This window comes from Mycobacterium sp. Soil_C_30 (genome assembly GCF_057656995.1).
In genome coordinates this window covers 383,173-406,204 of sequence record NZ_JBDGJH010000002.1, presented here as the reverse complement: position 1 = coordinate 406,204, position 23,032 = coordinate 383,173, and the positions used below count along the sequence as shown (strand labels likewise).

General features: G+C 67.5%; 24 protein-coding genes. 6 read left to right on the top strand and 18 right to left on the bottom strand.

Annotated features, from left to right (window positions below; translation table 11 throughout):
* Positions 1-387 (bottom strand): MarR family winged helix-turn-helix transcriptional regulator, encoded by a 387-nt coding sequence (locus AC3A6P_RS04885; protein ID WP_487689076.1) that lies wholly within the window; start codon positions 385-387, stop codon positions 1-3.
* 243 nt (positions 388-630) lie between these two features.
* On the opposite strand from AC3A6P_RS04885, the gene AC3A6P_RS04880 reads away from it, so the two are divergent.
* Positions 631-1,824 carry an MFS transporter gene (locus tag AC3A6P_RS04880; RefSeq protein ID WP_487689074.1) on the top strand — a complete coding sequence of 398 codons (1,194 nt, stop codon included), beginning with the start codon at positions 631-633 and terminating at the stop codon, positions 1,822-1,824.
* Here AC3A6P_RS04880 and AC3A6P_RS04875 read toward each other — a convergent pair.
* Genes AC3A6P_RS04875 through serA form a run of 3 tightly spaced genes read right to left on the bottom strand, consistent with a single transcriptional unit; the run spans position 1,806 to position 4,980 of the window.
* The gene (locus tag AC3A6P_RS04875) at positions 1,806-2,342 is read right to left on the bottom strand and encodes a hypothetical protein (protein ID WP_487689388.1); all 537 of its coding nucleotides are present in this window, start codon (positions 2,340-2,342) and stop codon (positions 1,806-1,808) included. The two genes, AC3A6P_RS04880 and AC3A6P_RS04875, sit on opposite strands and share 19 nt — an antisense overlap.
* A 44-nt stretch (positions 2,343-2,386) precedes the next feature.
* Positions 2,387-3,397: a 3-isopropylmalate dehydrogenase gene (locus AC3A6P_RS04870; RefSeq protein ID WP_487689072.1), complete on the bottom strand. Its 1,011-nt coding sequence runs from the start codon at positions 3,395-3,397 to the stop codon at positions 2,387-2,389.
* A complete protein-coding gene (gene serA / locus AC3A6P_RS04865; RefSeq protein ID WP_487689070.1) occupies positions 3,394-4,980 on the bottom strand; it encodes a phosphoglycerate dehydrogenase in 1,587 nt (528 codons plus the stop codon). The genes AC3A6P_RS04870 and serA overlap by 4 nt, the downstream gene beginning before the upstream one ends.
* 31 nt (positions 4,981-5,011) lie before the next feature.
* Here serA and AC3A6P_RS04860 point away from each other — a divergent pair, with 31 nt between their 5' ends.
* Together AC3A6P_RS04860 and AC3A6P_RS04855 are read left to right on the top strand one after the other, a co-directional pair.
* Positions 5,012-6,469 carry a phytoene desaturase family protein gene (locus AC3A6P_RS04860; protein ID WP_487689068.1) on the top strand — a complete coding sequence of 486 codons (1,458 nt, stop codon included), beginning with the start codon at positions 5,012-5,014 and terminating at the stop codon, positions 6,467-6,469.
* Positions 6,470-6,511: 42 nt separating this feature from the next.
* Positions 6,512-7,213, top strand: a complete 702-nt coding sequence (locus AC3A6P_RS04855) for a class I SAM-dependent methyltransferase (RefSeq protein ID WP_487689066.1) — start codon at positions 6,512-6,514, stop codon at positions 7,211-7,213.
* A 35-nt stretch (positions 7,214-7,248) separates the two neighbouring features.
* Here the strand turns inward: AC3A6P_RS04855 and ilvC are convergent, their stop codons facing one another.
* Genes ilvC through AC3A6P_RS04840 form a run of 3 tightly spaced genes read right to left on the bottom strand, consistent with a single transcriptional unit; the run spans position 7,249 to position 10,673 of the window.
* A complete protein-coding gene (gene ilvC, locus AC3A6P_RS04850) occupies positions 7,249-8,250 on the bottom strand; it encodes a ketol-acid reductoisomerase (protein WP_487689386.1) in 1,002 nt (333 codons plus the stop codon).
* Positions 8,251-8,304: 54 nt separating this feature from the next.
* Positions 8,305-8,805, bottom strand: a complete 501-nt coding sequence (gene ilvN, locus AC3A6P_RS04845; protein WP_487689064.1) for an acetolactate synthase small subunit — start codon at positions 8,803-8,805, stop codon at positions 8,305-8,307.
* Positions 8,805-10,673 carry an acetolactate synthase large subunit gene (locus tag AC3A6P_RS04840; protein WP_487689062.1) on the bottom strand — a complete coding sequence of 623 codons (1,869 nt, stop codon included), beginning with the start codon at positions 10,671-10,673 and terminating at the stop codon, positions 8,805-8,807. Before AC3A6P_RS04840 ends, ilvN begins: the two co-directional genes overlap by 1 nt.
* 254 nt (positions 10,674-10,927) lie before the next feature.
* On the opposite strand from AC3A6P_RS04840, the gene AC3A6P_RS04835 reads away from it, so the two are divergent.
* Positions 10,928-11,347, top strand: coding sequence for a PH domain-containing protein (locus tag AC3A6P_RS04835; protein ID WP_487689060.1), 420 nt, complete (start codon positions 10,928-10,930; stop codon positions 11,345-11,347).
* Here the strand turns inward: AC3A6P_RS04835 and AC3A6P_RS04830 are convergent.
* Positions 11,344-12,207: a DoxX family protein gene (locus AC3A6P_RS04830; protein WP_487689058.1), complete on the bottom strand. Its 864-nt coding sequence runs from the start codon at positions 12,205-12,207 to the stop codon at positions 11,344-11,346. The two genes, AC3A6P_RS04835 and AC3A6P_RS04830, sit on opposite strands and share 4 nt — an antisense overlap.
* Positions 12,208-12,352: 145 nt before the next feature.
* Between AC3A6P_RS04830 and AC3A6P_RS04825 the strand changes: the two genes are divergently transcribed.
* Positions 12,353-13,474, top strand: coding sequence for a PQQ-dependent sugar dehydrogenase (locus AC3A6P_RS04825; protein ID WP_487689057.1), 1,122 nt, complete (start codon positions 12,353-12,355; stop codon positions 13,472-13,474).
* Positions 13,475-13,683: 209 nt separating this feature from the next.
* Here AC3A6P_RS04825 and gatB read toward each other — a convergent pair whose 3' ends face one another.
* The 5 genes from gatB to gatC all read right to left on the bottom strand — a co-directional run bounded on the left by gatB (position 13,684) and on the right by gatC (position 18,239).
* Positions 13,684-15,192, bottom strand: a complete 1,509-nt coding sequence (gene gatB / locus AC3A6P_RS04820; RefSeq protein WP_487689055.1) for an Asp-tRNA(Asn)/Glu-tRNA(Gln) amidotransferase subunit GatB — start codon at positions 15,190-15,192, stop codon at positions 13,684-13,686.
* A 16-nt stretch (positions 15,193-15,208) separates the two neighbouring features.
* Positions 15,209-15,331: a hypothetical protein gene (locus AC3A6P_RS04815; RefSeq protein ID WP_487689053.1), complete on the bottom strand. Its 123-nt coding sequence runs from the start codon at positions 15,329-15,331 to the stop codon at positions 15,209-15,211.
* Between the two features lie 78 nt (positions 15,332-15,409).
* A complete protein-coding gene (locus AC3A6P_RS04810) occupies positions 15,410-16,441 on the bottom strand; it encodes an ATP-dependent 6-phosphofructokinase (RefSeq protein WP_487689051.1) in 1,032 nt (343 codons plus the stop codon).
* Between the two features lie 17 nt (positions 16,442-16,458).
* A complete protein-coding gene (gatA, locus tag AC3A6P_RS04805) occupies positions 16,459-17,943 on the bottom strand; it encodes an Asp-tRNA(Asn)/Glu-tRNA(Gln) amidotransferase subunit GatA (protein ID WP_487689049.1) in 1,485 nt (494 codons plus the stop codon).
* On the bottom strand, positions 17,940-18,239 hold the full coding sequence (gene gatC, locus AC3A6P_RS04800) for an Asp-tRNA(Asn)/Glu-tRNA(Gln) amidotransferase subunit GatC (RefSeq protein WP_487689047.1): 300 nt from the start codon (positions 18,237-18,239) through the stop codon (positions 17,940-17,942). Before gatC ends, gatA begins: the two co-directional genes overlap by 4 nt.
* An 81-nt stretch (positions 18,240-18,320) precedes the next feature.
* Here gatC and AC3A6P_RS04795 point away from each other — a divergent pair, with 81 nt between their 5' ends.
* Complete coding sequence (locus AC3A6P_RS04795; protein ID WP_487689045.1) at positions 18,321-18,980, top strand: ACT domain-containing protein; 660 nt, start codon at positions 18,321-18,323, stop codon at positions 18,978-18,980.
* On the opposite strand, the gene AC3A6P_RS04790 is transcribed toward AC3A6P_RS04795, so the two are convergent.
* From AC3A6P_RS04790 to AC3A6P_RS04770, 5 genes are read right to left on the bottom strand one after another with little or no spacing between them, the layout of a single operon-like run.
* Positions 18,981-19,706: a hypothetical protein gene (locus AC3A6P_RS04790; RefSeq protein ID WP_487689043.1), complete on the bottom strand. Its 726-nt coding sequence runs from the start codon at positions 19,704-19,706 to the stop codon at positions 18,981-18,983.
* Positions 19,703-20,608 carry a hypothetical protein gene (locus tag AC3A6P_RS04785; RefSeq protein WP_487689041.1) on the bottom strand — a complete coding sequence of 302 codons (906 nt, stop codon included), beginning with the start codon at positions 20,606-20,608 and terminating at the stop codon, positions 19,703-19,705. The genes AC3A6P_RS04790 and AC3A6P_RS04785 overlap by 4 nt, the downstream gene beginning before the upstream one ends.
* The gene (locus AC3A6P_RS04780; protein WP_487689039.1) at positions 20,605-21,696 is read right to left on the bottom strand and encodes a hypothetical protein; all 1,092 of its coding nucleotides are present in this window, start codon (positions 21,694-21,696) and stop codon (positions 20,605-20,607) included. The genes AC3A6P_RS04785 and AC3A6P_RS04780 overlap by 4 nt, the downstream gene beginning before the upstream one ends.
* Complete coding sequence (locus tag AC3A6P_RS04775; RefSeq protein ID WP_487689037.1) at positions 21,687-22,172, bottom strand: hypothetical protein; 486 nt, start codon at positions 22,170-22,172, stop codon at positions 21,687-21,689. Before AC3A6P_RS04775 ends, AC3A6P_RS04780 begins: the two co-directional genes overlap by 10 nt.
* Positions 22,162-23,025 (bottom strand): DUF58 domain-containing protein, encoded by an 864-nt coding sequence (locus AC3A6P_RS04770; protein WP_487689035.1) that lies wholly within the window; start codon positions 23,023-23,025, stop codon positions 22,162-22,164. Before AC3A6P_RS04770 ends, AC3A6P_RS04775 begins: the two co-directional genes overlap by 11 nt.
* Positions 23,026-23,032 lie beyond the last annotated feature (7 nt).

Below are 23,032 nucleotides of genomic sequence, written 5' to 3'. Positions count from 1 at the left end.
TCAGTTTTCGGGCTCGGACAAGCGTTCCATCGCCAGAACGGCGACCTCGAGCGCACTGCGTTCGAGGTCGGTGAACCCGCGTAACCGCTCGTCGAGGTAAGCGTCGAATTGCGCGGCGGTGGCCGTCACCACCTCGCGACCTGCCGCGGTGGTGACAACCAAGGTGGATCTGCCGTCCCGCGGATCGGGGACCAACCGCACGAAACCCTGGTCCGCCAACCGGGAAACGATCCGCGTGATGGTCGACTTACCGAGGTTCTCGGCGCGCGCCAGATCAGTCATCCGGATCTGCTCGTTCGACACCACGAACGACAGCACCGCGAATCGCGACGGTGAAAGGTCGGCGTCATTACCGGCCTCCTGCCGCACCCGTTGGGCCAACCGCATCGAGGCCACCCGTAAACGGGTGACCAAAGGTGATTCACTGGCCACCATTACCCCGTCCCGACAACTTTTGGTTTCGAGTATGAACTATCTTCCCGAGTCGTGGGATGGAAAAACCGGCCTCTCGCAACAAAATCGAGACACAGCACCAGGGTGACGATAGATTCAATAGTACGAAGTCAGAACTAATTCGAGTGCTGCAAGGAGGTACTCATCTCGCCCTCCTCGCGGGCCACTGAAATTCGGGTGCCGTGGCGTCAACTCAGTCCGACGGCCCTGATCCCGAACCTGTTGCACGGCGCCGGCCAGGGCGCCGTCGTCCCGGCCATCCCCATCGCGGCCGTGGACTTCGGCGCGAGTTACGGATTGGCGGCCGTCACGGCCGCCATGCTCCCCGTCGGCCAGCTCCTGTTTGCACTGCCGTCCGGCTCGCTGGTGTCCCGGTTCAGTGAAAAAGCGGTCATGCTCGCCGCCGTGGTCACCACGTTGATCGGTGGGGTGTGTGCATTCCTGGCCCCCTCGCTACCGGTCTTGATGGCCAGTTCGTTCCTGATGGGCAGCGGGGTCGCGGTGTTTCAGATGGCCCGGCACGCCTGGATCACCGTGGCGGTGCCAGTCGAGGTGCGCGGCCGCTCGCTGGCACTGGTGGCCAGCTTCAACAGGTTGGGCATGTTCGTCGGCCCGTTCATGGCCGCAGCCGCGCTGTGGCTGGCCGACGACACCCGCAGCGCGTTTGTGGTGATCATCGCCACCGACGTCCTGTTGTTCACCCTCGTGGCCTGCGTTCGGTTTCCCCGCGGCGTGGCAGGCTCAGCGCCGGCGGCGGAGAAGAACCGGGCTGCGCCTGGGGTTTTGGCCACTCTGCGGCAAAACCGCGGCGTGCTGCTGCGGCTGGGCACCGTGACGTCGATCCTGGGCACCGTGCGGATGACGCGCAAGATCTTCGTTCCGCTGGTGGGCGTCGCGCTGGGCATGGACGCCGTGTCGGTGGCGGTGCTGGTGGGAGCGGCGGCCGGAGTTGATTTCGCGCTGACCTATGTCGGCGGCATCATCATCGACCGGTGGGGCCGGATGTGGGTGGCGGTGCCTCCCATGGTCATCTTCGGTCTCACCCACATCGTGATGGCGGTGGCGGGTTACCTTCCCGCGAGCCAGCTCTGGTTCATTTCCGCCACACTGTTGATGGCGGCCGGGAACGGGATCAGCGCAGGCGTCGTCGCGACCATGGGCTCGGACCTGGCCGACCCGCACAACCCCGGCCCGTTCCTGGGCTCGTGGCGGCTGATCACCGACTTCACCCCCTCGCTTGCCCCCCTGGCGATCTCAGCGCTGGTGGCGGTGTCGTCACTGAGCATCGCGTGCGCAGCGGCCGGGGTCATGGCACTGGCCGGCGCCACACTGCTACCGCGCTACATCCGCCGCTACCTGCCGCGGACCTGACGCCGCGGCAGCACCAGCAACGCGGCCGTCAGGAAGCAGAGCGCACCGAGGAAGGTGCCCAGATCGGCCAGTGTCGCATTGGCCGACGCACCGGTCTTGAACACGAACGCGCCCAGGGCGGACACACCGAAGGCCACACAGCCCACCATGTTGATCCATGCGGCCAACCCGTTCCGCGAGCGCATCGCCGTCAGCGACATCAGCCCCAGGATCCCACTGACCAGGAACGCCACCGACCCGGTGGCGTCCGGAGCCCACACGAAGCGCCGTTCAGTGGTGACGGCCGTGGCCCACACCGCGGTTCCGGTGCTGACGTTGAACAGCACGGTACCTGCGAATTGTGTTGCCGCCGAGAGCCATTCAAGCCTTCTGCGCGGATCGCTGAGCACCAGCTGCATCCAACCAGCGGTGGTGAACAACCACGAGCCGATGAAGCACAACGTGTTCGCCGCGACGGCCGGCGGGCCGATCCCGGGAATGGTGGCGACGGCGAACAGCGTCGAACCGATGGCGAACAGCCAGCACTGCCGGGTGAGCGACGCGAGCCGGACCGCCGCCCGAGCTACAGCTTCCCCGCGATCCGCTCGCCGACAGCTGATGTCGACAGCTTTTCGTCACCACGAGTCGCCAGGTGTTCTTCGACGGCCTTGTCCACGCGGGCCGCCGCTTCCGGCTCACCGACGTGCGCCAACAGCAAGGCCACCGACATGATGGCCGCCGTCGGGTCGGCAATGCCCTGGCCCGCGATGTCCGGGGCGCTGCCGTGCACCGGTTCGAACATCGACGGATTGGTGCGGGTGGCATCGATGTTGCCGCTGGCCGCCAGGCCGATCCCGCCGGACACCGCTGCGGCGATGTCGGTGACGATATCGCCGAACAGGTTGTCGGTGACGATGACATCGAAGCGGCCCGGATCGGTGACGAGGTGGATCGTCGCCGCGTCGACGTGCTGGTAGGCCACCTCGACGTCGGGGAACTCCTCACCGACTTCGCCCACGATGCGCGACCACAGCTTTCCGGCGAAGGTCAACACGTTGGTCTTGTGCACCAGGGTCAGATGCTTGCGCCGCTGCTGCGCGCGGGTGAAGGCGTCGCGCACCACGCGCTGCACACCGAAGGCGGTGTTGAGGCTGACCTCGGTGGCGACTTCGTGCGGGGTGCCCACGCGGATGGCGCCGCCGGTACCGGTGTAAGGCCCCTCGGTGCCCTCACGAACCACCACAAAATCGATCGGCGGGTTCCCGGCCAGCGGGCTGTTGACCCCCGGGTACAGCTTGGACGGCCGCAAGTTGATGTGGTGATCGAGCTCGAAGCGCATGCGCAGCAGTAGACCCCGCTCCAACACACCGCTGGGCACCGACGGATCGCCGATGGCCCCGAGCAGGATCGCGTCGTGGCCCTTGAGTTCCTCGACCAACCCGTCGGGCATCACCTCGCCGGTGGCGTGGTAGCGCTTGGCGCCCAGGTCGTAGCTGGTCTTCTCGACGCCGGGAAGCACGGTGTCGAGCACCTTCACGGCTTCGCCGATGACCTCGGGGCCGATACCGTCGCCGGCGATGATCGCTAGTTTCATGACAGGTCAACCACTTCCAGCGTCACGGCGTCGACAGCGGTTCCGATGGCCTGTCGCACCTCGTCAGGGACATCGCGGTCCAGTCGGAGCATGATGGTGGCCCCTTCGCCGTCGGCGTCCTGACTCAGTTGGGCGGCAACGATGTTGACCTCCGCGCCGCCCAGCAGCGTGCCGATCTTGCCGAGCGCCCCGGGCTGATCGTTGTAGTTGATGATGAGGTTGACACCCTCGGCGCGCAGGTCGAAGTTGCGCCCGTTGATCTGCACGATCTTCTGGACGAGCTGCGGTCCGGACAGGGTGCCTGCCACATTGTTGGAGGCGCCGTCGGCGTACACGGCGCGCACATCGACGACGCTGCGATGGTTGGGGCTCTCCGAGGCGGTGCTCAATTCGGCCGCCACGCCCCGCTCGGCCGCGAGCGCCGGAGCGTTGACGAAGGTCACCTGATCTTCGATCACCGCCGAGAACAGCCCCCGCAGCGCCGAGAGCCGCAGCACCTCAACCTCTTCGGAGGCGAGTTCGCCGCGGACCTGCACCGACAGCGACACCGGCAGTTCAGTGGACAGCGCACCGATCAGGACGCCGAGCTTGCGCACGATCTCCAACCACGGCGCCACTTCCTCGCCGACGACACCGCCGCCGACGTTCACCGCGTCCGGCACGAACTCACCGGCCAGGGCCAGCCGCACACTGGCGGCGACATCGGTACCGGCCCGGTCCTGTGCCTCTGCGGTCGAGGCGCCCAGGTGCGGGGTGACCACGACCTGGGGCAGATCGAACAGCGGACTGTCCGTGCAGGGTTCGGTGGCGAAGACATCCAGGCCAGCGCCGCGGACGTGACCGCTGTTGATCGCGTCGGCGAGCGCCTGTTCGTCGATCAGCCCGCCACGGGCCGCGTTGACGATGATCACGCCGGGCTTCGTCTTGGCCAGCGCTTCCTTACCGATCAGGCCCGCGGTTTCGGGGGTCTTGGGCAGGTGCACCGAGATGAAGTCCGCCCGAGCCAGCAGTTCATCGAGACTGAGCAGTTCGATTCCCAGCTGGGCCGCGCGGGCGTGCGAGACATACGGGTCATAGGCCACGACGTGGGTGCCGAACGCCGCCAATCGCGCGGCGACCAGTTGGCCGATGCGGCCGAGGCCGACGACACCGACGGTCTTGCCGAAGATCTCGGTGCCGGAGAACGACGAGCGCTTCCAGGTCCGCTCCCGCAGCGTGGCGTCGGCAGCGGGAACCTGGCGGGCTGCGGCCAGCATCAGGGCCAGCGCGTGTTCGGCCGCACTGTGGATGTTCGACGTCGGTGCGTTGACCACCAGGACACCGCGCGCCGTGGCGGCGTCGACGTCCACGTTGTCCAGGCCGACACCGGCGCGCGCGACGATCTTCAGTTTGGGCGCCGCCGCCAGTACCTCGGCGTCGACGGTGGTGGCCGAGCGCACCAGGAGTGCGTCGGCGTCGACCACCGCGGCCAGGAGTTTCTCGCGGTCCGGTCCGTCCACCCACCGCACCTCCACCTGGTCGCCGAGGGCGGCGACGGTGGATTGGGCGAGTTTGTCGGCGATGAGTACTACAGGCAAGCTCACGGCAGACAGCGTAGTGGGCTCTAATATGACGGTGGACGTCACCATCGTCGGAAGCGGTCCCAACGGGTTGACCGCCGCCGTCATCCTGGCTCGCGCAGGCCTGTCGGTGCAGGTATTCGAGGCACAGACCACTTACGGCGGGGGTGCGCGCACTCTCCCCGACCCGGAGTACCCCGGGATCGGTCACGACATCTGCTCGGCGATTCACCCGCTGGCGCTGGCCTCGCCGTTCCTGGCCGAGTTCGACCTGCCGGCCCGGGGCGTCGAGCTGGCGGTGCCGGAGATCTCCTACGGCAATCCGCTGCCGGACGGTCCGGCAGCGATCGGTTATCACGACATCGAGCGCACTGCCGCCGAGCTGTCCGACGGCGCCTCGTGGCGACGTCTGCTGGGTCCGCTCGCCGAACGTTCCCCCGGTGTGGTCGGCTTGCTGCTCGGTGACAAACGATCCGTGCCACCGGATCTGGTGGCCGCGGTCCGCGTCGCCCGCCGCATTGCCGAACAGGGCACCCCGGCTTGGGGGTTGTTACGCGGCACCGATGCCAGGGCGTTGTTCAGTGGTGTTGCCGCCCATGTGATTTCACAGATGCCGTCGCTGGTGTGCGCTGGGGCCGGGCTGATGCTGGCCACCCTTGCGCATTCAGTGGGCTGGCCGGTACCGGTGGGCGGCAGTCAGGCGATCGCCGACGCGTTGATCGCCGATCTGCGCGCGCACGGCGGAGTGCTGACCGCTGGCGAACCGGTCACCACCGCACCCCGCGGCGTGGTGCTCTATGACACCTCCCCCACCGCCCTGCTGGACATCTACGGCGATCGCATTCCGGAGCGGTACGCAAAAACCTTGCGGAACTACCGCTTCGGACCGGGAGTCGCCAAGGTCGATTTTGTGCTCTCCGGTGAGATCCCGTGGAAAGACCCGCGCCTGGCGCCGGCGCCCACCCTGCACCTGGGCGGTACCCGTGAACACATGGCGCTGGCCGAGAAGGAGATCGCCGCCGGCCGGCACGCCGACTGGCCGATGGTGCTGGCCGCGCTGCCGCACCTGGCCGACCCCACCCGCATCGACGAGGCCGGCCGCCGCCCGCTGTGGACGTATGCGCATGTGCCGTTCGGTTCGCCCGTCGACCAAACCGAAGCCGTCACAAGCATTTTCGAGCGGTTCGCACCCGGATTCCGGGATCTGGTGGTGGCGGTGCGCAGTACGACGGCCAATCACCTGTCCCACCACAACGCCAACCTGGTGGGCGGTGACATCGGCGTCGGCGGCAACAATATGTTCAGCGCCGTCACCGGCCCCGCCCTGCGTCTCAATCCATGGTCCACGCCGATCTCGGGGGCTTATCTGTGTTCGTCGGCCACTCCACCCGGTGGGGGTGTGCACGGGATGGCGGGCTACTACGCCGCGCGGACTGTGCTGCGGCGGGAATTCGGCATCAAGAAGCTGCCGTCGCTTCGGCCGGGACGGTTGCGATCTCCACACAGCGGGTAGAGGTGCGTTGTGCGCCGTGATCAGAGGGACCGGGGAAACGACGTGCCCGTCGCATTCGACTCGGGCGCCCACGCCTATGACGCGCTGGTCGGCGCCAATCCCGGCTACAACGATCATCTCCGGCTCTCCGCCGAACGGATGGGACTTCCGGAGGCGGGCCGCGGCCTTCGCCTGCTCGACGCCGGGTGCGGCACCGGTCTGTCCACGGCGGCGTTGCTGGCCGCCGCACCGGAAGCCGAGATCATCGCCGTCGACGGATCGGCGGGCATGCTGGCCGAAGCCCGCAAGAAGAACTGGCCGGATTCAGTGCGCTTCGTGCACAGCTATGTCGAGCATCTCGCGGATGCGGGCGTCGAAGGTCCGTTCGACGGGATCTTCGCCGCCTATCTGATTCGGAACCTGCCCGACAAGGACGCGGGGCTCCGGTCGTTCTTGAACCTCCTGCGGCCCGGCGGAACCCTTGCGGTGCACGACTATTCGGTGCGTGACTCCCTGGTGGCCACCGCGGTGTGGAATTTCGTCAGCTGCGCGGTGATCATCCCGTCCGGCCGCATCAAAACCGGCGATGCGGGGTTGTACCGCTATCTGCGCACCAGTGTGAACCGCTTCGACGGGGCCAGCGCGTTTCAGCAGCGCTTACGGGAGATCGGTTTCAGCTCGGTTCGCAGCGAGACCGTGCCCGGCTGGCAACGCGACATCGTGCACACGTTCCTGGCCAGAAAAGCGAGTTCGGCGCGCTCGTAACCGCGCAGCGGTTACGAGCGCGCCGAAATCACAAATCAGGCGGTCTCGGTGATCGGCCGGTCGACCCAGCTCATCAGGTCGCGCAGCTGCTTGCCGGTGACCTCGATCGGGTGCTCGGCGTTCTGCTTGCGAAGGCCTTCGAGCTCCTTGTTGCCGCCTTCGACGTTGGCGACCAGGCGCTTGACGAAGCTGCCGTCCTGGATGTCCTTGAGAATGGCGCGCATCCGGTCTTTGGTGCCCTCGTCGATGACGCGGGGGCCGGAGATGTAGCCGCCGAACTCCGCGGTGTCGGACACCGAGTAGTTCATCCGGGCGATGCCACCTTCGTAGATCAGGTCGACGATGAGCTTGAGCTCGTGCAGCACCTCGAAGTACGCCATCTCCGGGGCGTAACCGGCCTCGACCATGATGTCGAAGCCGGCCTTGATGAGCTCCTCGGTGCCGCCGCACAGCACGGCCTGCTCACCGAACAGGTCGGTCTCGGTCTCTTCCTTGAAGTCGGTCTTGATGACGCCGGCCCGGGTGCCGCCGATGCCCTTGGCGTAGGACAGCGCCAGCGCCTGGCCTTCACCCTTGGGGTCCTGGTGGATGGCGATCAGCGCGGGCACACCCTTGCCGTCGACGAACTGGCGACGCACCAGGTGGCCGGGACCCTTGGGAGCGACCATGCCGACGGTGACATTGGCGGGCGGCTTGATCAGGCCGAAGTGGATGTTGAGCCCGTGCCCGAAGAACAGCGCGTTGCCGTCCTCGAGGTTCGGCTCGATCTCGTTGGTGAAGATCTCGGCCTGCGCGGTGTCGGGTGCCAGCAGCATGATGACGTCGGCCCACTTGGCGACCTCGGCCGGGGTATCGACGGCAAGGCCCTGCTCCTCGACCTTCTCGCGGGACTTCGAGCCCTCGCGCAGGCCCACCTTGACGTCAACACCGGAGTCGCGCAACGAGAGCGAGTGCGCATGCCCCTGGCTGCCGTAGCCGATCACGCCGACCTTGCGTCCCTGGATGATCGACAGGTCCGCGTCGTCGTCGTAGAACATCTCAACTGCCACTTTTGGTTTCCTTCTCTTTCTCGCTCTTCTAGCGAACGTCGGTTATTTGCCGATGCCGCGCGGCCCGCGCGCCAGCGTGACCATTCCGGACTGGGCGATTTCGCGGATCCCGTACGGCTCCAGCAGGCGCAGCAGCGCCTCGAGCTTACCGGGCGTGCCCGTGGCCTCCACCGTCAGTGATTCGGCGGAGACGTCAACCACTTTGGCCCGGAACAAGTTAACAGCTTCGATGATCTGTCCACGGGTGGCGGCGTCGGCGCGCACCTTGATCAGTGCCAGTTCGCGGGAAACCGAGTTGTCCTCGTCCTGCTCGACGATCTTGATCACGTTGATCAGCTTGTTCAGCTGCTTGGTGATCTGCTCCAGCGGGAAGTCCTCGACGGAGACGACGATCGTCATCCGCGACAGGTTCTTCTGCTCGGTGGCACCGACCGCCAGCGACTGGATGTTGAACCCGCGGCGCGAGAACAGCGAGGCCACTCGGGCGAGCACGCCCGGTTTGTCCTCGACCAACACCGACAGGGTGTGCGTGGTGGTGGCCATCAGGCGTGCCCTTCTTCCGCGTCGCCGAACAGCGGGCGGATACCGCGCGCGGCCTGGATCTCGTCGTTGCTCACACCGGCGGCGACCATCGGCCACACTTGCGCGTCCGCGCCGACCACGAAGTCGATGACCACCGGCCGATCGTTGATGGCGCGGGCCTGGGCGATCACCGCCTCGACGTCTTCCTCACGCTCGCAACGCAATCCGACACATCCCAACGCTTCGGCCAGCTTGACGAAATCGGGGATGCGACGGCTGTGGGTGGCCAGATCCGTTTGGCTGTACCGCTCTTCGTAGAACAGCGTCTGCCACTGCCGCACCATGCCCAGGTTGCCGTTGTTGATCAAGGCCACCTTGATGGGCGCGCCCTCGATGGCACAGGTGGCCAGCTCCTGGTTGGTCATCTGGAAGCAGCCGTCGCCGTCGACGGCCCACACCTCGGCCTCGGGCCGCCCGAACTTGGCGCCCATGGCCGCGGGCACGGCGAAGCCCATGGTGCCCAGACCGCCGGAGTTCAGCCAGGTGCGCGGGTTCTCGTACTTGACGAACTGCGCGGCCCACATCTGGTGCTGCCCCACCCCGGCGACGTACACAGCCTCCGGGCCGGCGATCTCACCCAGCTTGGAGATGACGTACTCCGGGCTCAGGCTGCCGTCGCTCTGCGGGGCGTAGCTCAACGGATACGTCGAGCGCACCCCGGACAGGTACTCCCACCAGTTCGCGGTGGACAGCGTGCCGGCCGAAACCCCGTCTTGGCGCAGCACCTCGGTCAGATCGGTGATGACGTGCTTGACGTCGCCCACGATCGGAACGTCGGCGTGCCGGTTCTTGCCGATCTCGGCGGGGTCGATGTCGGCGTGGATCACCTTGGCTTCGGGCGCAAACGAGTCGAGCTTGCCCGTCACCCGGTCATCGAAGCGGGTGCCCAGGGCGATCAGCAGGTCGCTCTTCTGCAGTGCCGCCACCGCCGCCACGGTGCCGTGCATACCCGGCATACCGAGGTTCTGCGGGTGGCTGTCGGGGAACGCCCCGCGTGCCATCAGCGTGGTGACCACCGGGATTCCGGTCAGCTCAGCCAGGTCGAGCAGCTGCTCGTGGGCCTCCCCGCGGATCACGCCGCCGCCGACGTAGAGCACCGGCTTACGCGCGGCGGCGATCAGCTTGGCGGCTTCGCGGATCTGGCGGCTGTGCGGTTTGGTGTTGGGCTTGTAACCGGGCAGATCCATCTCCGGGGGCCAGCTGAAAGTGCACTGACCCTGCAGGATGTCCTTGGGGATGTCGACCAGCACCGCGCCGGGCCTACCGCTGCGGGCGATGTGGAATGCCTCGGCCATCACCCGCGGGATGTCGTCACCGTCGCGCACCAGGAAGTTGTGCTTGGTGATCGGCATGGTGATGCCGGAGATGTCGGCTTCCTGGAAGGCGTCGGTGCCGATCAGTCCGCGGCCCACCTGGCCGGTGATCGCCACGACGGGAATGGAGTCCATCTGCGCGTCGGCCAGCGGAGTGACGAGGTTGGTGGCCCCGGGGCCCGAGGTGGCCATCATGACGCCGACCTTGCCGGTGGCATGTGCGTACCCGCTGGCGGCGTGCCCGGCGCCCTGTTCGTGGCGGACCAGCACGTGGCGCAGCTTCTGCGAGTCGAACAGCGGGTCGTAGACCGGCAGCACGGCGCCGCCGGGGATACCGAAGATGACGTCGACGTCGAGTTCCTCGAGCGACCGGATTACCGACTGGGCTCCCGTGAGCTGATGCGGCGCAACTCTTTTCGCTGCGCTCTTGCCTGCGGGCTTACCAGCATGCACCGGGGTTCCGTTGGCCGGCTTGGGAGCGGCGGGTTCCGGTGGTCGCTTCGTGGGTGCGCTCACGGTGTCCTCAATGGGTTCAGGTGTCGAATTGTGGGTGTTTACAGCGACGATCTCTGACGGCGGGCAACAAAAAACCCCCGTCAGCTGGCTGCTGTACGAGGGTTGCGCGTTGGTGGTGCTTGTAGCTACGTGCGGTCACGCACCAACGCGCTGACCAATTACTACAAGCATTCCGAGAGACCGCATAACACGTGACGTTAGCTTCCGCACAGGTCACGAGTCAAATTCCGGCCGTCCAGACAGATCGTGGGAGCATGGCAGGTGTGAGTTCGCGATCATCGGCAGCACAGACCGGACAGCCGACCGGGAAACCGGTCGTGATCAAGATGTCGCAGATGGCCCACTTCGCCGTCGGGTTCTTCACCCTGGGGCTGCTGGTGCCGGTGCTCAACTGGCCTTGGACCACCCCGTTGTTGATCATCCCCGTGCTGCTGTCCGCTTCGGTCATCCGTTGGCGCACCGTCGCCGACCGTGAGACGGTCACGGCCCGCACACTGCTGCGCAGCACCACCGTGCGATGGGAGCAGATCAAGGGATTGCGGTTCGAGAAGAGTGCCTGGGCGCGCGCGCAACTCACCGATGGCTCTCAGTTACGGCTGCCTGCGGTGACGTTCGCGACGTTGCCGCTGCTGACCGAGGCCAGCGGCGGCCGGGTGCCCAATCCGTACAGCTAGGCCAGCGGGTTGGCGCCGTTGAGCAGCACCCACACCGCCACTCCGGCGCCGACGCCCAGCAGCAGCGCCACGAACGAGCCGATGAACGGCCGTCGCGCCCACCCCCGGCCGGCGTCGAAGCCGTACCGGCCCGGGCCCACCAGGATGATCGCGACCGCCACCACGATGAGAGTCAGCCAGAACTCCTGGCCGTCGGGCAGGAAGAACACCAGCCCGGGGTTCTCCTGCGCGGACACCGCCGCGAGCAGCCCGTTGATCAGGAAGGCCAGCGCACCCGCTGCCGCCAACGGCGTGAAGAGACCCAGCACCAGCAGGACACCGGCGGCGATCTGACCGCCGGCGGCGACGTAGGTGAGGATCTCGGCGTACTGGTAGCCCAGCCCTTCCAGGGATTCGCGGAAGCCGCCGAGCCCGGAGCCGCCCCACCAGCCGAAGATCTTCTGCAGGCCGTGCGCGATCAGCAGCGCACCGAAACCCACGCGCAGGATCAGCAAGCCCAGGTCCTGGGTGCCACGACGGTTCGCGTGGCGGGCGCGGTCGTAGTCTTCCGGCTCGATCTCGGTGGGTCCGATCATCGGGCCGCGCGCCGCTTGGGGCTGCACGTACGGCAGCGGTTCGGGGTCGTTCAGCAGCCCCAGACCGTTGCTCTGCGGGTGGCTGCTGTAGCCCACCGAACTCTGGTACGGGGATTGCTCTCCGTAATGCGGGATGGTGGTGGTCTCAAAGTCGCCGCCGTAGGTGGCCGACGGCAAATCGTCTTCGGGGTCGACCAGACTCGCCGACCCGGGCTTCGAGGTACCCGTCCCGGGGGATGCGGTGTCAGGCCGCTGCCAGGAGGGGTCATTCGATGGACTGGTCACGGGAGCCAGGGTAGGTCCAAAATTCCAGGAATCGGGGATTTGAGCGGCGCTTTTGCCTGGCAATATTGTGACGATTCGGTACCGCCGCGTGACGAGCGCGAGCGTGCGTGGCGCGCAGCGCCGGACAATCCGTAACCTGGCTGGCATGGTGAACCGTCGGCTGGTGGCTGCGTCGTGTGCGGGGTTGGCGGTCACGCTGACGTTGTCCACTGGATGCGCCCGGTTCGACGATGCTCAGTCGCAGCCGTTCACCACCGCGCCGCAGCTGGCCCCGCCGCCCCCGTCGACGCCGCCACCGCCGCCGCCACTGCCGGCCAAACCGTTCCCCAAGGAATGCCCGGCGCCCGGTGTCATGCAGGGCTGCCTGGAGAGCACCAGCGGGCTGATCATGGGTGGAGACGGCAAGACCGCCCTGGTGGCCGAGCGCACCACCGGTGTGGTGAAGCAGGTGTCGATCAGCGCCGAACCCAGGGTGCAGCTGACCATTCCGGTCGACGGCTCCGGTGACGGCGGCCTGCTCGACATCGTGAAGTCCCCCACCTATACGCAGGACCGCCTGATGTACGCCTACGTCAGCACCCCGACCGACAACCGGGTGATCCGGATCGCCGAGGGCGACGTGCCCAAGGACATCCTGACCGGTATCCCGAAGGGCGCCACGGGTAACTCCGGCTCGCTGATCTTCACCAGCCCCACCACGCTGCTGGTGCAGACCGGTGACGCGGGTAATCCTGCGCTGGCCGCCGACCCAGGTTCGTTGGCCGGCAAGGTGCTGCGCATCGAGCAGCCCACCACCGTCGACCAGGCACCGACGACGACGGCGATGTCGGGCATGGGAGCCGGCGGCGGCATGTGCATCGATCCGGCCGATGGGGCGCTCTACATCACCGACCGCACCCCCACCGCCGACCGGTTGCAACGCATCACCAAGGACTCGAAGACCTCCACGGTGTGGGAGTGGGCGAACAAACCGGGTGTGGCCGGGTGCGCCGCGCTGGAGGGCACCATCCTGGTGAACCTGGTCAACACCAAACAGACGGTGGCGGTGCGGCTGGCTCAGGGCACCGGCGCTGTCACCGGCGAGCCCGAGGTGGTACGCCAGGACCAGCACGGCCACGCCTGGGCGCTGCAACTCTCCGGCGACGGCAACGTCTGGGCCGCCACGGTGAACAAGACCTCCGGCGACGCGGGCAAGCTCGATGATGTGGTGTTCCCACTGTTCCCGCAGGGCGGCGGATTCCCGCGCACCAACGCGGAAGTCACCTAACTCCGGCCGTACACTCCAACCGGAGTTCGAGGCTGGTATCAGCCTGGCTCACAACACAATCGGATGTCATGCTGCCGAGACGCTGACCAGCCTCAGCCATCGTCCGCTTCGGCGATCACCGGAACGACACCGCAACGCGACGGTTTCGTGGTGCCCGCGGCCGCCGCAGGCACCGCCTGGTCAGCGCGCGCCGGGTACGAGCCTGCGGGTCAGCCCTGACCGCAGGCGGCCATCACCAGTTCGCGCACCCGCGCCGCGTCGGCCTGACCCTTGGTCGCCTTCATGACCTGCCCGACGATCGCGCCCGCGGCCTGCACCTTGCCGCCGCGGATCTTCTCGGCGATATCGGGGTTGGCGGCCAGTGCCTCGTCGACGGCGGCCTGGATCAGTGAGTCGTCGCGCACCAGTGCGAGTCCGCGTGCGGTCATCACCGCCTCGGGCTCGCCTTCACCTGCCAGCACACCTTCGATGACCTGGCGGGCCAGCTTGTTGGACAGCTTGCCCTCATCGACCAGCTTGACCACCGCGGCCACCTGGACCGGCGTGATGGCCAGATCCTCCAGCGCCACCCCCGCCTCGTTGGCTTTCTGCACCAGGAAGTTCCCCCACCACGCCCGGGCCGCCTCACTGGAGGCGCCCGCGGCCACCGTCGCCGTCACCAGCTCGATGGCGCCGTTGTTGACCAGGTCCCGCATCACCTCGTCGGAGATGCCCCAGTCGTCCTGAATCCGCTTGCGCGCCAGCCACGGCAGCTCCGGGATGGTCGCCCGCAGCCGCTCCACCAACTCGGCGCTCGGCGCCACCGGTTCCAGATCCGGCTCAGGGAAGTAGCGGTAGTCCTCGGCGGTTTCCTTGGTGCGGCCAGGGCTGGTGTAGCCGTCCTCGTGGAAATGCCGGGTCTCCTGGGTGACGGTGCCACCGGCCTCCAGGACCGCGGCCTGGCGGCGCATCTCGTAGCGCACGGCCACCTCGACACTCTTGAGCGAGTTGACGTTCTTGGTCTCGGTGCGGGTGCCGAACTCCTTGGCGCCCTTGGGTTTCAGCGAGGCATTGGCGTCACAGCGCATCGAGCCCTGGTCCATCCGGACATCGGAGACGCCCAGGCCGCGCAACAGATCCCGCAGCGCGGTGACGTAGGCGCGGGCGATTTCGGGCGCACGCTCGCCGGTGCCCTCGAGGGGCTTGGTGACGATCTCGATCAGCGGTACGCCGGCGCGGTTGAAGTCCGCCAGCGAGGTGGTGGCCCCGGCGATGCGGCCGGTGTCGCTGCCGAGGTGGGTCAGCTTGCCGGTGTCCTCTTCCATGTGGGCGCGCTCGATGTCGACCCGCCAGATGGTGCCGTCGTCCAGCGGCACGTCGAGGTAGCCGTTGACCGCGATCGGCTCGTCGTACTGGGAGATCTGGTAGTTCTTGGGCTGATCGGGATAGAAATAGTTCTTCCTGGCGAACCGGCCCCAGGGTGCGATGCTGCAGTTCAGCGCCAACCCGATGCGGATCGCCGATTCCACTGCGGCCTCGTTGAGCACAGGCAGCGCCCCGGGCATTCCGAGGCACACCGGGCAGACCTGGGTGTTGGGTTCGGCGCCGAAGGTGGTGGAGCAGGGGCAGAACATCTTGGTGGCGGTGGACAGCTCGACGTGCACTTCGAGTCCCAGGACCGGGTCGTATTTGGCGATGACCTCGTCGAAGTCCAGTAGCTCGGCGGTGGCGACACTCATACCGCGAGTCTAGTGTTCAGGCCTCGGCCGGCTTCGGGTGCACACCCGGGCTCATCCCCAGGCTGTGTGACACCTTCTGCGCCCGGCCGTGCTTGTCGAGATCGGGCGGCAACGCCCGCACCTTGTCGGTGAGCGTCACCGCGAATGCCCGCCGATCGGCGGGGTTCGGCGCCCGCGTGATCAGACCTTGGGCTCCAGGCTCAGCCAGAACCCGTACTCAGCCGAAGAACGCGGCGGCGTCGTCGTAACGACTCTGCGGCACCAGCTTGAGCTGCTTGGTGGCATCGGCCAGCGGAACCCGGCCGATGTCCTGACCGCGCAGCGACACCATCATCCCGTACTCACCGGCATGGGCGGCGTCGGCGGCGTTCACGCCGAAGCGGGTGGCCAGCACCCGGTCGTACGGAGTCGGAGTGCCGCCGCGCTGGACATGGCCGAGCACCGTGGTGCGGACCTCTTTGTTCATCCGCTTCTCGATCTCGATGGCCAGCTGATGCGCCACGCCGGTGAACTTCTCGTGGCCGAATTCGTCCATACCGCCCTGGCGCAGTAGCATCGACCCCTCGGCGGGTTTGGCACCCTCGGCGACCACGCAGATGAAGTGCGAATCACCGCGCTGGAAGCGCCGTTTGACCAGCCGGCACACCTCTTCGACGTCGAAGGGCTGCTCGGGGATCAGCGTCATGTGGGCGCCGGAGGCCAGCCCGGCGTTCAGCGCGATCCAGCCGGCGTGGCGTCCCATCACCTCGACGAGCATCACCCGCTGGTGCGACTCCGCGGTGCTGTGCAGGCGGTCGATGGCCTCGGTCGCGATGGTCAGCGCCGTGTCGTGCCCGAATGTGACGTCGGTGCAGTCGATGTCGTTGTCGATGGTCTTGGGCACCCCGACGACGGGCACCCCTTCATCGGAGAGCCAACTGGCCGCGGTGAGCGTGCCTTCGCCGCCGATCGGGATCAGGACGTCGATACCGTTGTCTTCGAGCGTCTGCTTGATCTGGTCGAGGCCCGCCCGCAGCTTGTCGGGGTTGGTGCGGGCGGTGCCCAGCATGGTGCCGCCCTTGGCGAGCAGGCGGTCATTGCGGTCGTCGTTGGCCAGCTGGATCCGCCGGTCCTCCAGCAGACCGCGCCAGCCGTCGAGAAAACCCACCACCGATGAGCCGTATCGGGCGTCGCTGGTGCGCACCACCGCCCGAATGACCGCGTTGAGCCCAGGACAGTCCCCGCCTCCGGTCAGAACTCCAATGCGCATACGTCTATCCTGCCCTCTCAGACCGCAGTCGGCAGCGCGCCCCGGGCGGCCTCGTAAGCCGCCCCCACCCGGTAGAGCCGGTCATCGGCCAGGGCGGGAGCCATGATCTGCAGGCCGACCGGCAGGTTGTCATCGGGCGACAATCCCGACGGCACCGACATGCCGCAGTGCCCGGCCAGGTTCAGCGGCAGGGTGCACAGGTCGAACAGGTACATCGCCAGCGGGTCGTCGACCTTCTCCCCCAGGCCGAAGGCCGTAGAAGGAGTCGTGGGGGTCACCAGCACGTCGACCTTCTGGTAGGCCTTGTCGAGATCGCCGGCGATCAGGGTGCGGACTTTCTGGGCCTGGTTGTAGTAGGCGTCGTAATAGCCCGCCGACAGCGCGTAGGTCCCGATCATGATGCGGCGCTTGACTTCCGGACCGAAGCCGGCAGCGCGGGTCAGGGCCATCACCTCTTCGGCGCTGTGCGTGCCGTCATCGCCGACGCGCAGCCCGTAGCGCATGGCGTCGAAGCGCGCCAGATTCGACGACACCTCCGACGGCAGGATCAGGTAGTAGGCGGCCATCGAGTGGTCGAAGTTGGGACAGTCCACCTCGGTGACCTCCGCGCCCAGTGCACGCAGCTGGTCCACGGCGGCGTTGAACGAGCTCAACACTCCAGGCTGGTAGCCCTCCCCTTCGTGGAGCTGCTTGACCACGCCCACTTTGACGCCCTTGAGGTCTCCGGCGGCACCGGCCTTGGCGGCGCCCACCACATCGGGCACCTCGGCTGTGACCGACGTGGAATCCCGCGGATCGTGGCCGGCGATCACCGCGTGCAGCAGCGCGGTGTCGAGCACGGTGCGCGCGCACGGCCCGCCCTGATCCAGCGATGACGCGCACGCCACCAGGCCGTATCGCGACACGGTGCCGTAAGTCGGCTTGACGCCGACGGTCGCGGTCAGCGCGGCGGGCTGCCGGATCGAACCTCCGGTGTCGGTGCCGATGGCCAGCGGCGCCTGGAACGCGGCCAGCGCGGCGGCGCTGCCACCACCGGAACCGCCGGGAACCCGGTCGGTGTCCCACGGGTTCCGGGTGGGGCCGTAGGCGGAGTTCTCGGTCGAGCTGCCCATGGCGAACTCGTCCATGTTGGTCTTGCCCAGGATCGGGATGCCCGCCGCACGCAATCGCGCCGTCACGGTGGCGTCGTACGGCGAGATCCAGTTCTCCAGGATCTTCGAACCGCACGTCGTCGGCATGTCGGTGGTGGTGAAGACGTCCTTGAGGGCCAGCGGGACACCCGCCAGGGCCGAGGGCAGCTGCTCGCCGGCGGCGACGGCCTTGTCGATCTGAGCCGCGGTGGCCAGCGCTTTGTCGGCGGCGACGTGCAGGAATGCGTGGTAGGCGCCGTCGGTGGCCTCGATCTGATCGAGGTGCGCACTCGTGACTTCGGTGGCCGAGAACTCCTTGCCGGCGATACCGTCGGCGAGCTCGGCGGCGGTCCGGCGGATCAGGTCACTCACTGGCTTTCTCCCAGGATCTGCGGAACTGCGAAGCGGCCGTCCACGGCGCGGGGCGCCTCGGAAAGCGCCTGCTCTTGGGTCAGGCAGGGTTCCACCACGTCAGGGCGGGTCACGTTCACCTCGGTGAGCGGGTTTCCGGTGGGTGCGACGCCGGTGACGTCCACCGCCTGGATCCTGCTGACATGCTCGAGGATCGCGTCAAGCTGACCGGAGAAGCTGTCGAGCTCGTCATCGGTCAGCGCCAGCCGGGCCAATCGGGCCAGATGGGCCACGTCATCTCGGGAGATCTGCGACACGAGGATCCAGCCTACAGTTCCAAAACCCGCCGACCAGCGCCCGGAGTGCCCGGCTCGGTGGGCTGTGCGACAGTGTTGCGCGTGCCTTCCTATCTGCTGCGGGTCCAGCTGGACGACCGACCGGGCAGCCTCGGCTCCCTGGCCGTCGCCCTCGGTTCGGTGGGCGCGGACATCCTTTCTCTCGACGTCGTGGAGCGCACCTCGGGCTATGCCATCGACGATCTGGTGGTGGACCTGCCGCCCGGCGCCATGCCGGACATGCTGATCACCGCCGCCGAGCGACTCGACGGAGTGCGGGTCGACAGCATTCGCCCGCACACCGGGCTCCTGGAAGCCCACCGCGAGCTGGAACTGATCGACCACATCGCCGCGGCGCCCGGCCGCGACGCCAAACTGCAGGTGCTCGTCGATGAGGCGCCCCGGGTGCTGCGGGTCGGCTGGTGCACGGTGGCCCGGCGCAGCGACGGCGGCATCGAGCGGGTGGTGGGCAGCCCGGCCGCCCCGGAAACCCAAGCCAAGTCCGCGCCGTGGCTGCCGCTCGACCATGCGACGAACCTGGACGGCACCGCCGACTGGGTACCTCAGGTGTGGCGCGACATGGACACCACCCTGGCCGCCGCCCCGCTCGGCGACCCCAATATCGCCGTCATGCTGGGCCGCCCCGGCGGGCCGGACTTCCGGCCCTCCGAAGTCGCCAGGCTGGGCTATCTGGCCGGGATTGTCGCAACGATCCTGCGCTGATCATTCTCGGCTGTCGCCGGCCGCGTTGGCGTCATCGAGCAGCTTGCGCAGCAACTCCTGCGGGTCGCCGGTGCCGAGGCGCCCTGGTTCTGGTTCGTCGGGTTGGGCGAGCGAGGGGTCGTCCGGCGCCGGCGCGCCGACAGGCGGTGGTGGTGGGGCCGCCGCCGGTGGGGGCGGCGGCGGGGCGACGGCGGGCCCGGACACCAGGGCCAGCTTGCGTTGCAGCCGCGGGATTGTGTCCGCGCGCACGGCGCGCCGCTGCTCATCGGGATCGCCATTCCCCTCGAAGCAGTTCGGCGGCGCCTCCTGCGCCGTTGTCAGCGCTTCCTGATAACCCCGGATCGCCTCATCACGATTCCCGTCACGAAAACCCAGGTCTCCCAACGTTTCCCGGACCAGCACCAGATTGATGCGCACCGGACAGGACTCCTCCATCCCGGTGTGCTGCAACGATTGCGCGAACCGGCGCTCGGCGTCGGGAAGCCGGCCGGTCAGCACGTCGCGGCTGCCCGCGGCGAAGTCGGTGGTACCCGGTTCGATGACATCGGCGATCTGCAACAGGGAAACATCGGACTCCAGAGCGTCGATGTCGTGGCTGACGAAGTTCGAGCGCGCCGAGTCACCGAGGATCACCACGCTGATCAGTTTCACGCTGATCAGCAGAACCAGAACGCAGACCGGCGCGGAGTACAGATACAGGCGGCGGCGCGTCGACATGGTGCTCATAACCGCAACCTGTTCTTGTGGTACTCACGCACCGTGAACGCCACTTCCGCGAGCACCAGCGCCGCCGCCAACAACGTCAGTAGCCAATAGAGTTCGCGCCGGTCGGCCACCTGCAGCGTCTCCCCTGACGCCGCCGTCTCCGGTGTCGGCGCGATACCGCCGATGGGCTGACCTTCCCGCAGCGAATAAGGCACGCCGAGTTGCCCGGCGATCTCCTGGAGCCTGGATTGGTCGATACCTTGTCCCGTGTCATAGCCCAGCACCGCTCCGCCGGCGACCAGGCCCGGCGTCATGTCGAACTCTCCCCGCGAGACAAGGGAGTCGGGGTCGCCGGTCCCCAGGTAGAACACCAGATTGGTCGATCCCGGGTACGCGGCGACGGCCTCGTCGGCCTTCGCGCGCAGCACATCCCGCGCGGCGAAGGCGTTGGCCTGCAACACCGGATCCGGCACGGTGGGCACATACGGCGACAACCCGGAAACGAACGACCGCAGGCTCCACACGTCGTCGGACAGTGGCCAGTCCACGGTGGCGCGGGTGCCGAACGAGATCACGGCGAACCGGGCGTCGGGGTATTGATCGATCAATGCGGTGATGTCCGAACGCATCTGCGGTACCGGGGAACCGACGGATCGGTCGACGACCACGAATACGTTCACCGCCGAGGACGTCGACACGGCACTGGCCTCGACCGCGCGGCCGGCGTCCATACCGGGCCGGGCCGCCGCGGCCAGGATCAGCAGCACCGCCGCGGTGAGGCCGGCCCACCGCAGCACCGCGCGGCGGCGCCGCGGTGACGAGGGTTGAGCCCAGATACGGTAGAGCGCAAACAGTCTGAGGATGATCAGAACGGCACCGATCACCATGATCAAGGTCAGTGAACCCACCGGAGCGAAGCTCATCGGCGTAACACCACCAATGTCAGGCTGAGCAGGACGGCTGCCAGTACCGCGGCGATGAGCGCCGGCTGCGGAGTGTCCCAGGAGTCACTGGTGATCAGCCGGCCGTCGGGAAGTTCGACAGCGGGCGGATTGTCCCGAATGTCGTCGAGATGCCTTTGGAGCATTGGGTCGATGCCGGGCTCGGCCGACGCGGCCTCGGACGGGTTGTACAGCTGGAACCGCCCACCGGTGGACTCGGCCAGCGAGCGCAGTGCATCGTTACCCTGCGGGGTGGATCGGATGACGTCGGCGCGCACGATCACGTTGATCTGCACATCGGCATCCTGGGCGAGTTGCCGTACTGCGTCGGCGGTGAACAGCGACGGGCGGGGGTCGGCTGGGTCACCCGATGCGCTGTACCCGAGGTAGACCAGTTGGCGACGCTGACCCGTGACGTTGCCCGTCTCGGGGAAACCCGACAGACACAGCGCCAGAACGTCTTCCACGCTCCGGGTGTAGTCGGTGTAGTCGAGTGACCGGGAGAACTCGGCGGCGCGCGCGGTCAGCTCCGCACGGTCGGCGTCCGATACCGGGGTGTCACCATCGAGGTCCTGCTGGATGCGGGCCAGCCTCGCCAGCCCCTGCAGGCGATCGGTGACGTACGTGCGATCCCGCGTCAACGGGATGACCCGAAGGGTCTCCGAGGTCAGTCCGAGCCGTTGCCGGTCGAACGACTGCGCCTGTTGCGCATAGTGAGTGAGGAACTCCGCGCTGGTGGGGTCGGTGACGTTCTCCCCCAGGCACAACATGGTGTCCTGGGGATGGGCGGCGTCGAACGCCTGTGTCGAGGCCGGTAACCCGGTGGGTCGTGCACTGGCCACCAGCGCGGCGACGAAGGTCAGCACCAGCAACACCAGCGCGGCCGCCAACGACACCACGTAGGCCCGGTAGGCCCGGACGTACTCGGGCAGAGTGGTCAGTCGTTTCAGGTTGGCCAAGGGGCGCATGTGTTGCCGGTCGGTGGCCAACGGGGCCACCCAGGCCACCGCCGTCGCGGCGACGAGGCCCGCCAGGCCCAGCAGGATGACCGGCCACCACTTCAGTTCCACGACGCGACCAGCTCCTCGGCCTGCTGCTGTAGCGCGGCGACGTCGGCTTCGGCGCCAGGATCGAACTGTGCCGTGGTGAGCTGATCCAGCAGCGGCGCTGCCGCGACCACCAAAGGCGCTCCGCTGACGGCTATTTCGCTCACATGCATGTATGGTGCCGGCGTCCCGGTGGCCTCGGCGAGGAAGCTGCGCAGGGTGGCGCTGAGTTCGGCACACGCCTGGCCTGCGGTCAGCGCCCCGCTTCGGTGCCGTTCGCCGATTCCCCGCACCGCGTTCTCGAAGCGTCTGCGCACCAGCCAGTTGTGCATACCCGCGACAGCGGGCAGCCGCTGCAAACGGCTTGCCGGCACGGTCCAGGCGTAAACACCGATACACCATGCGATCACGGCCACGATGCCCAACACACCCGCCACCAGCCACCACCGGGAGTACGTCAACGGTTCTCCGAGGAAACGCAGCAGATCCTCAGCCGGCATGCCGATACGCCTCACTGATCTGAACCAGCTCCGACCGGATATCGGTGCTCGCCGCGATCCGCGCGAACCGCACTCTGTTGGCCGTGAGGAAGGCGTCCAGGTTCGCTACGCGGCGTTGCTCAGCGGCGCGGTAGGCCGCCAGTACCCGAGGCCCCAACGCCGCCTCGCCGAGCACGAAACGCCCTGTTGCGACGTCGAATCCGTCCCGGTCATCGTCGGCGCCCACGGCAGACATGTCCGGGATCAGCAACCACAACACCTCGTGCCGGCCGGAGAGCTGCTGCAGCGCTTTCTCCAATCCCGGCGTGACGTCGGGTTCATCGGACACCACCACCAGCAACAGCCGTGTGCGGTGCGAGCGGGCGACATACTCCAGTTGCGCGACGATGTCGCTGGCGCCGTCGGCACTGTGGCTGTAGTAGCGCTCGAGCATGCTCTCGATGTGGTTCTCACCGCGACGGCTGCGGACGGTCACCGAACCACGATCGTCGCCGTACACCAGGCCGATCTCGTCACTGCGGCCCATCGCGATCACCCCGAATGCACCCATAAGGTTGGCGGCGATGTCGCGCTTGCACTCCCCGCTCGGCGCCAGCGCCGTGATGTTCCGGCCCGCATCGGCGACCAGCAGGATCTTGTGATGTTTCTCGGAGACGAACCGCTTGATCAGGACCTCACCCGAGCGCGCCGACGCCTTCCAGTCGATATCGCGGACGTCGTCACCGGGCACGTAGGGCCGCAACTCGTCGAGTTCGAGGCTGCGGGTGTGCAGAAGCGCGTAGCGACCGCCCTCGAGGAGGCCCCGGGTGTCGGTGCCGAAGTGTGATTTAGCGCGGTTGAGGTGCCTGCCCATGAGCTGT

Bases quoted from the DNA above. Each gene is read 5' to 3' on its own strand.
- AC3A6P_RS04885 (WP_487689076.1), bottom strand. From the start codon at position 387: ATGCGGTTGGCCCAACGGGTGCGGCAGGAGGCCGGTAATGACGCCGAC.
- ilvC (WP_487689386.1), bottom strand. From the start codon at position 8,250: ATGTTCTACGACGACGACGCGGACCTGTCGATCATCCAGGGACGCAAG.
- ilvN (WP_487689064.1), bottom strand. From the start codon at position 8,805: ATGGCCACCACCACGCACACCCTGTCGGTGTTGGTCGAGGACAAACCG.
- AC3A6P_RS04790 (WP_487689043.1), bottom strand. From the start codon at position 19,706: ATGAGCACCATGTCGACGCGCCGCCGCCTGTATCTGTACTCCGCGCCG.
- AC3A6P_RS04810 (WP_487689051.1), bottom strand. From the start codon at position 16,441: ATGCGCATTGGAGTTCTGACCGGAGGCGGGGACTGTCCTGGGCTCAAC.
- gatB (WP_487689055.1), bottom strand. From the start codon at position 15,192: ATGAGTGTCGCCACCGCCGAGCTACTGGACTTCGACGAGGTCATCGCC.
- AC3A6P_RS04825 (WP_487689057.1), top strand. From the start codon at position 12,353: ATGGTGAACCGTCGGCTGGTGGCTGCGTCGTGTGCGGGGTTGGCGGTC.
- AC3A6P_RS04870 (WP_487689072.1), bottom strand. From the start codon at position 3,397: ATGAAACTAGCGATCATCGCCGGCGACGGTATCGGCCCCGAGGTCATC.
- AC3A6P_RS04835 (WP_487689060.1), top strand. From the start codon at position 10,928: ATGGCAGGTGTGAGTTCGCGATCATCGGCAGCACAGACCGGACAGCCG.
- AC3A6P_RS04770 (WP_487689035.1), bottom strand. From the start codon at position 23,025: ATGGGCAGGCACCTCAACCGCGCTAAATCACACTTCGGCACCGACACC.
- AC3A6P_RS04775 (WP_487689037.1), bottom strand. From the start codon at position 22,172: ATGCCGGCTGAGGATCTGCTGCGTTTCCTCGGAGAACCGTTGACGTAC.
- AC3A6P_RS04785 (WP_487689041.1), bottom strand. From the start codon at position 20,608: ATGAGCTTCGCTCCGGTGGGTTCACTGACCTTGATCATGGTGATCGGT.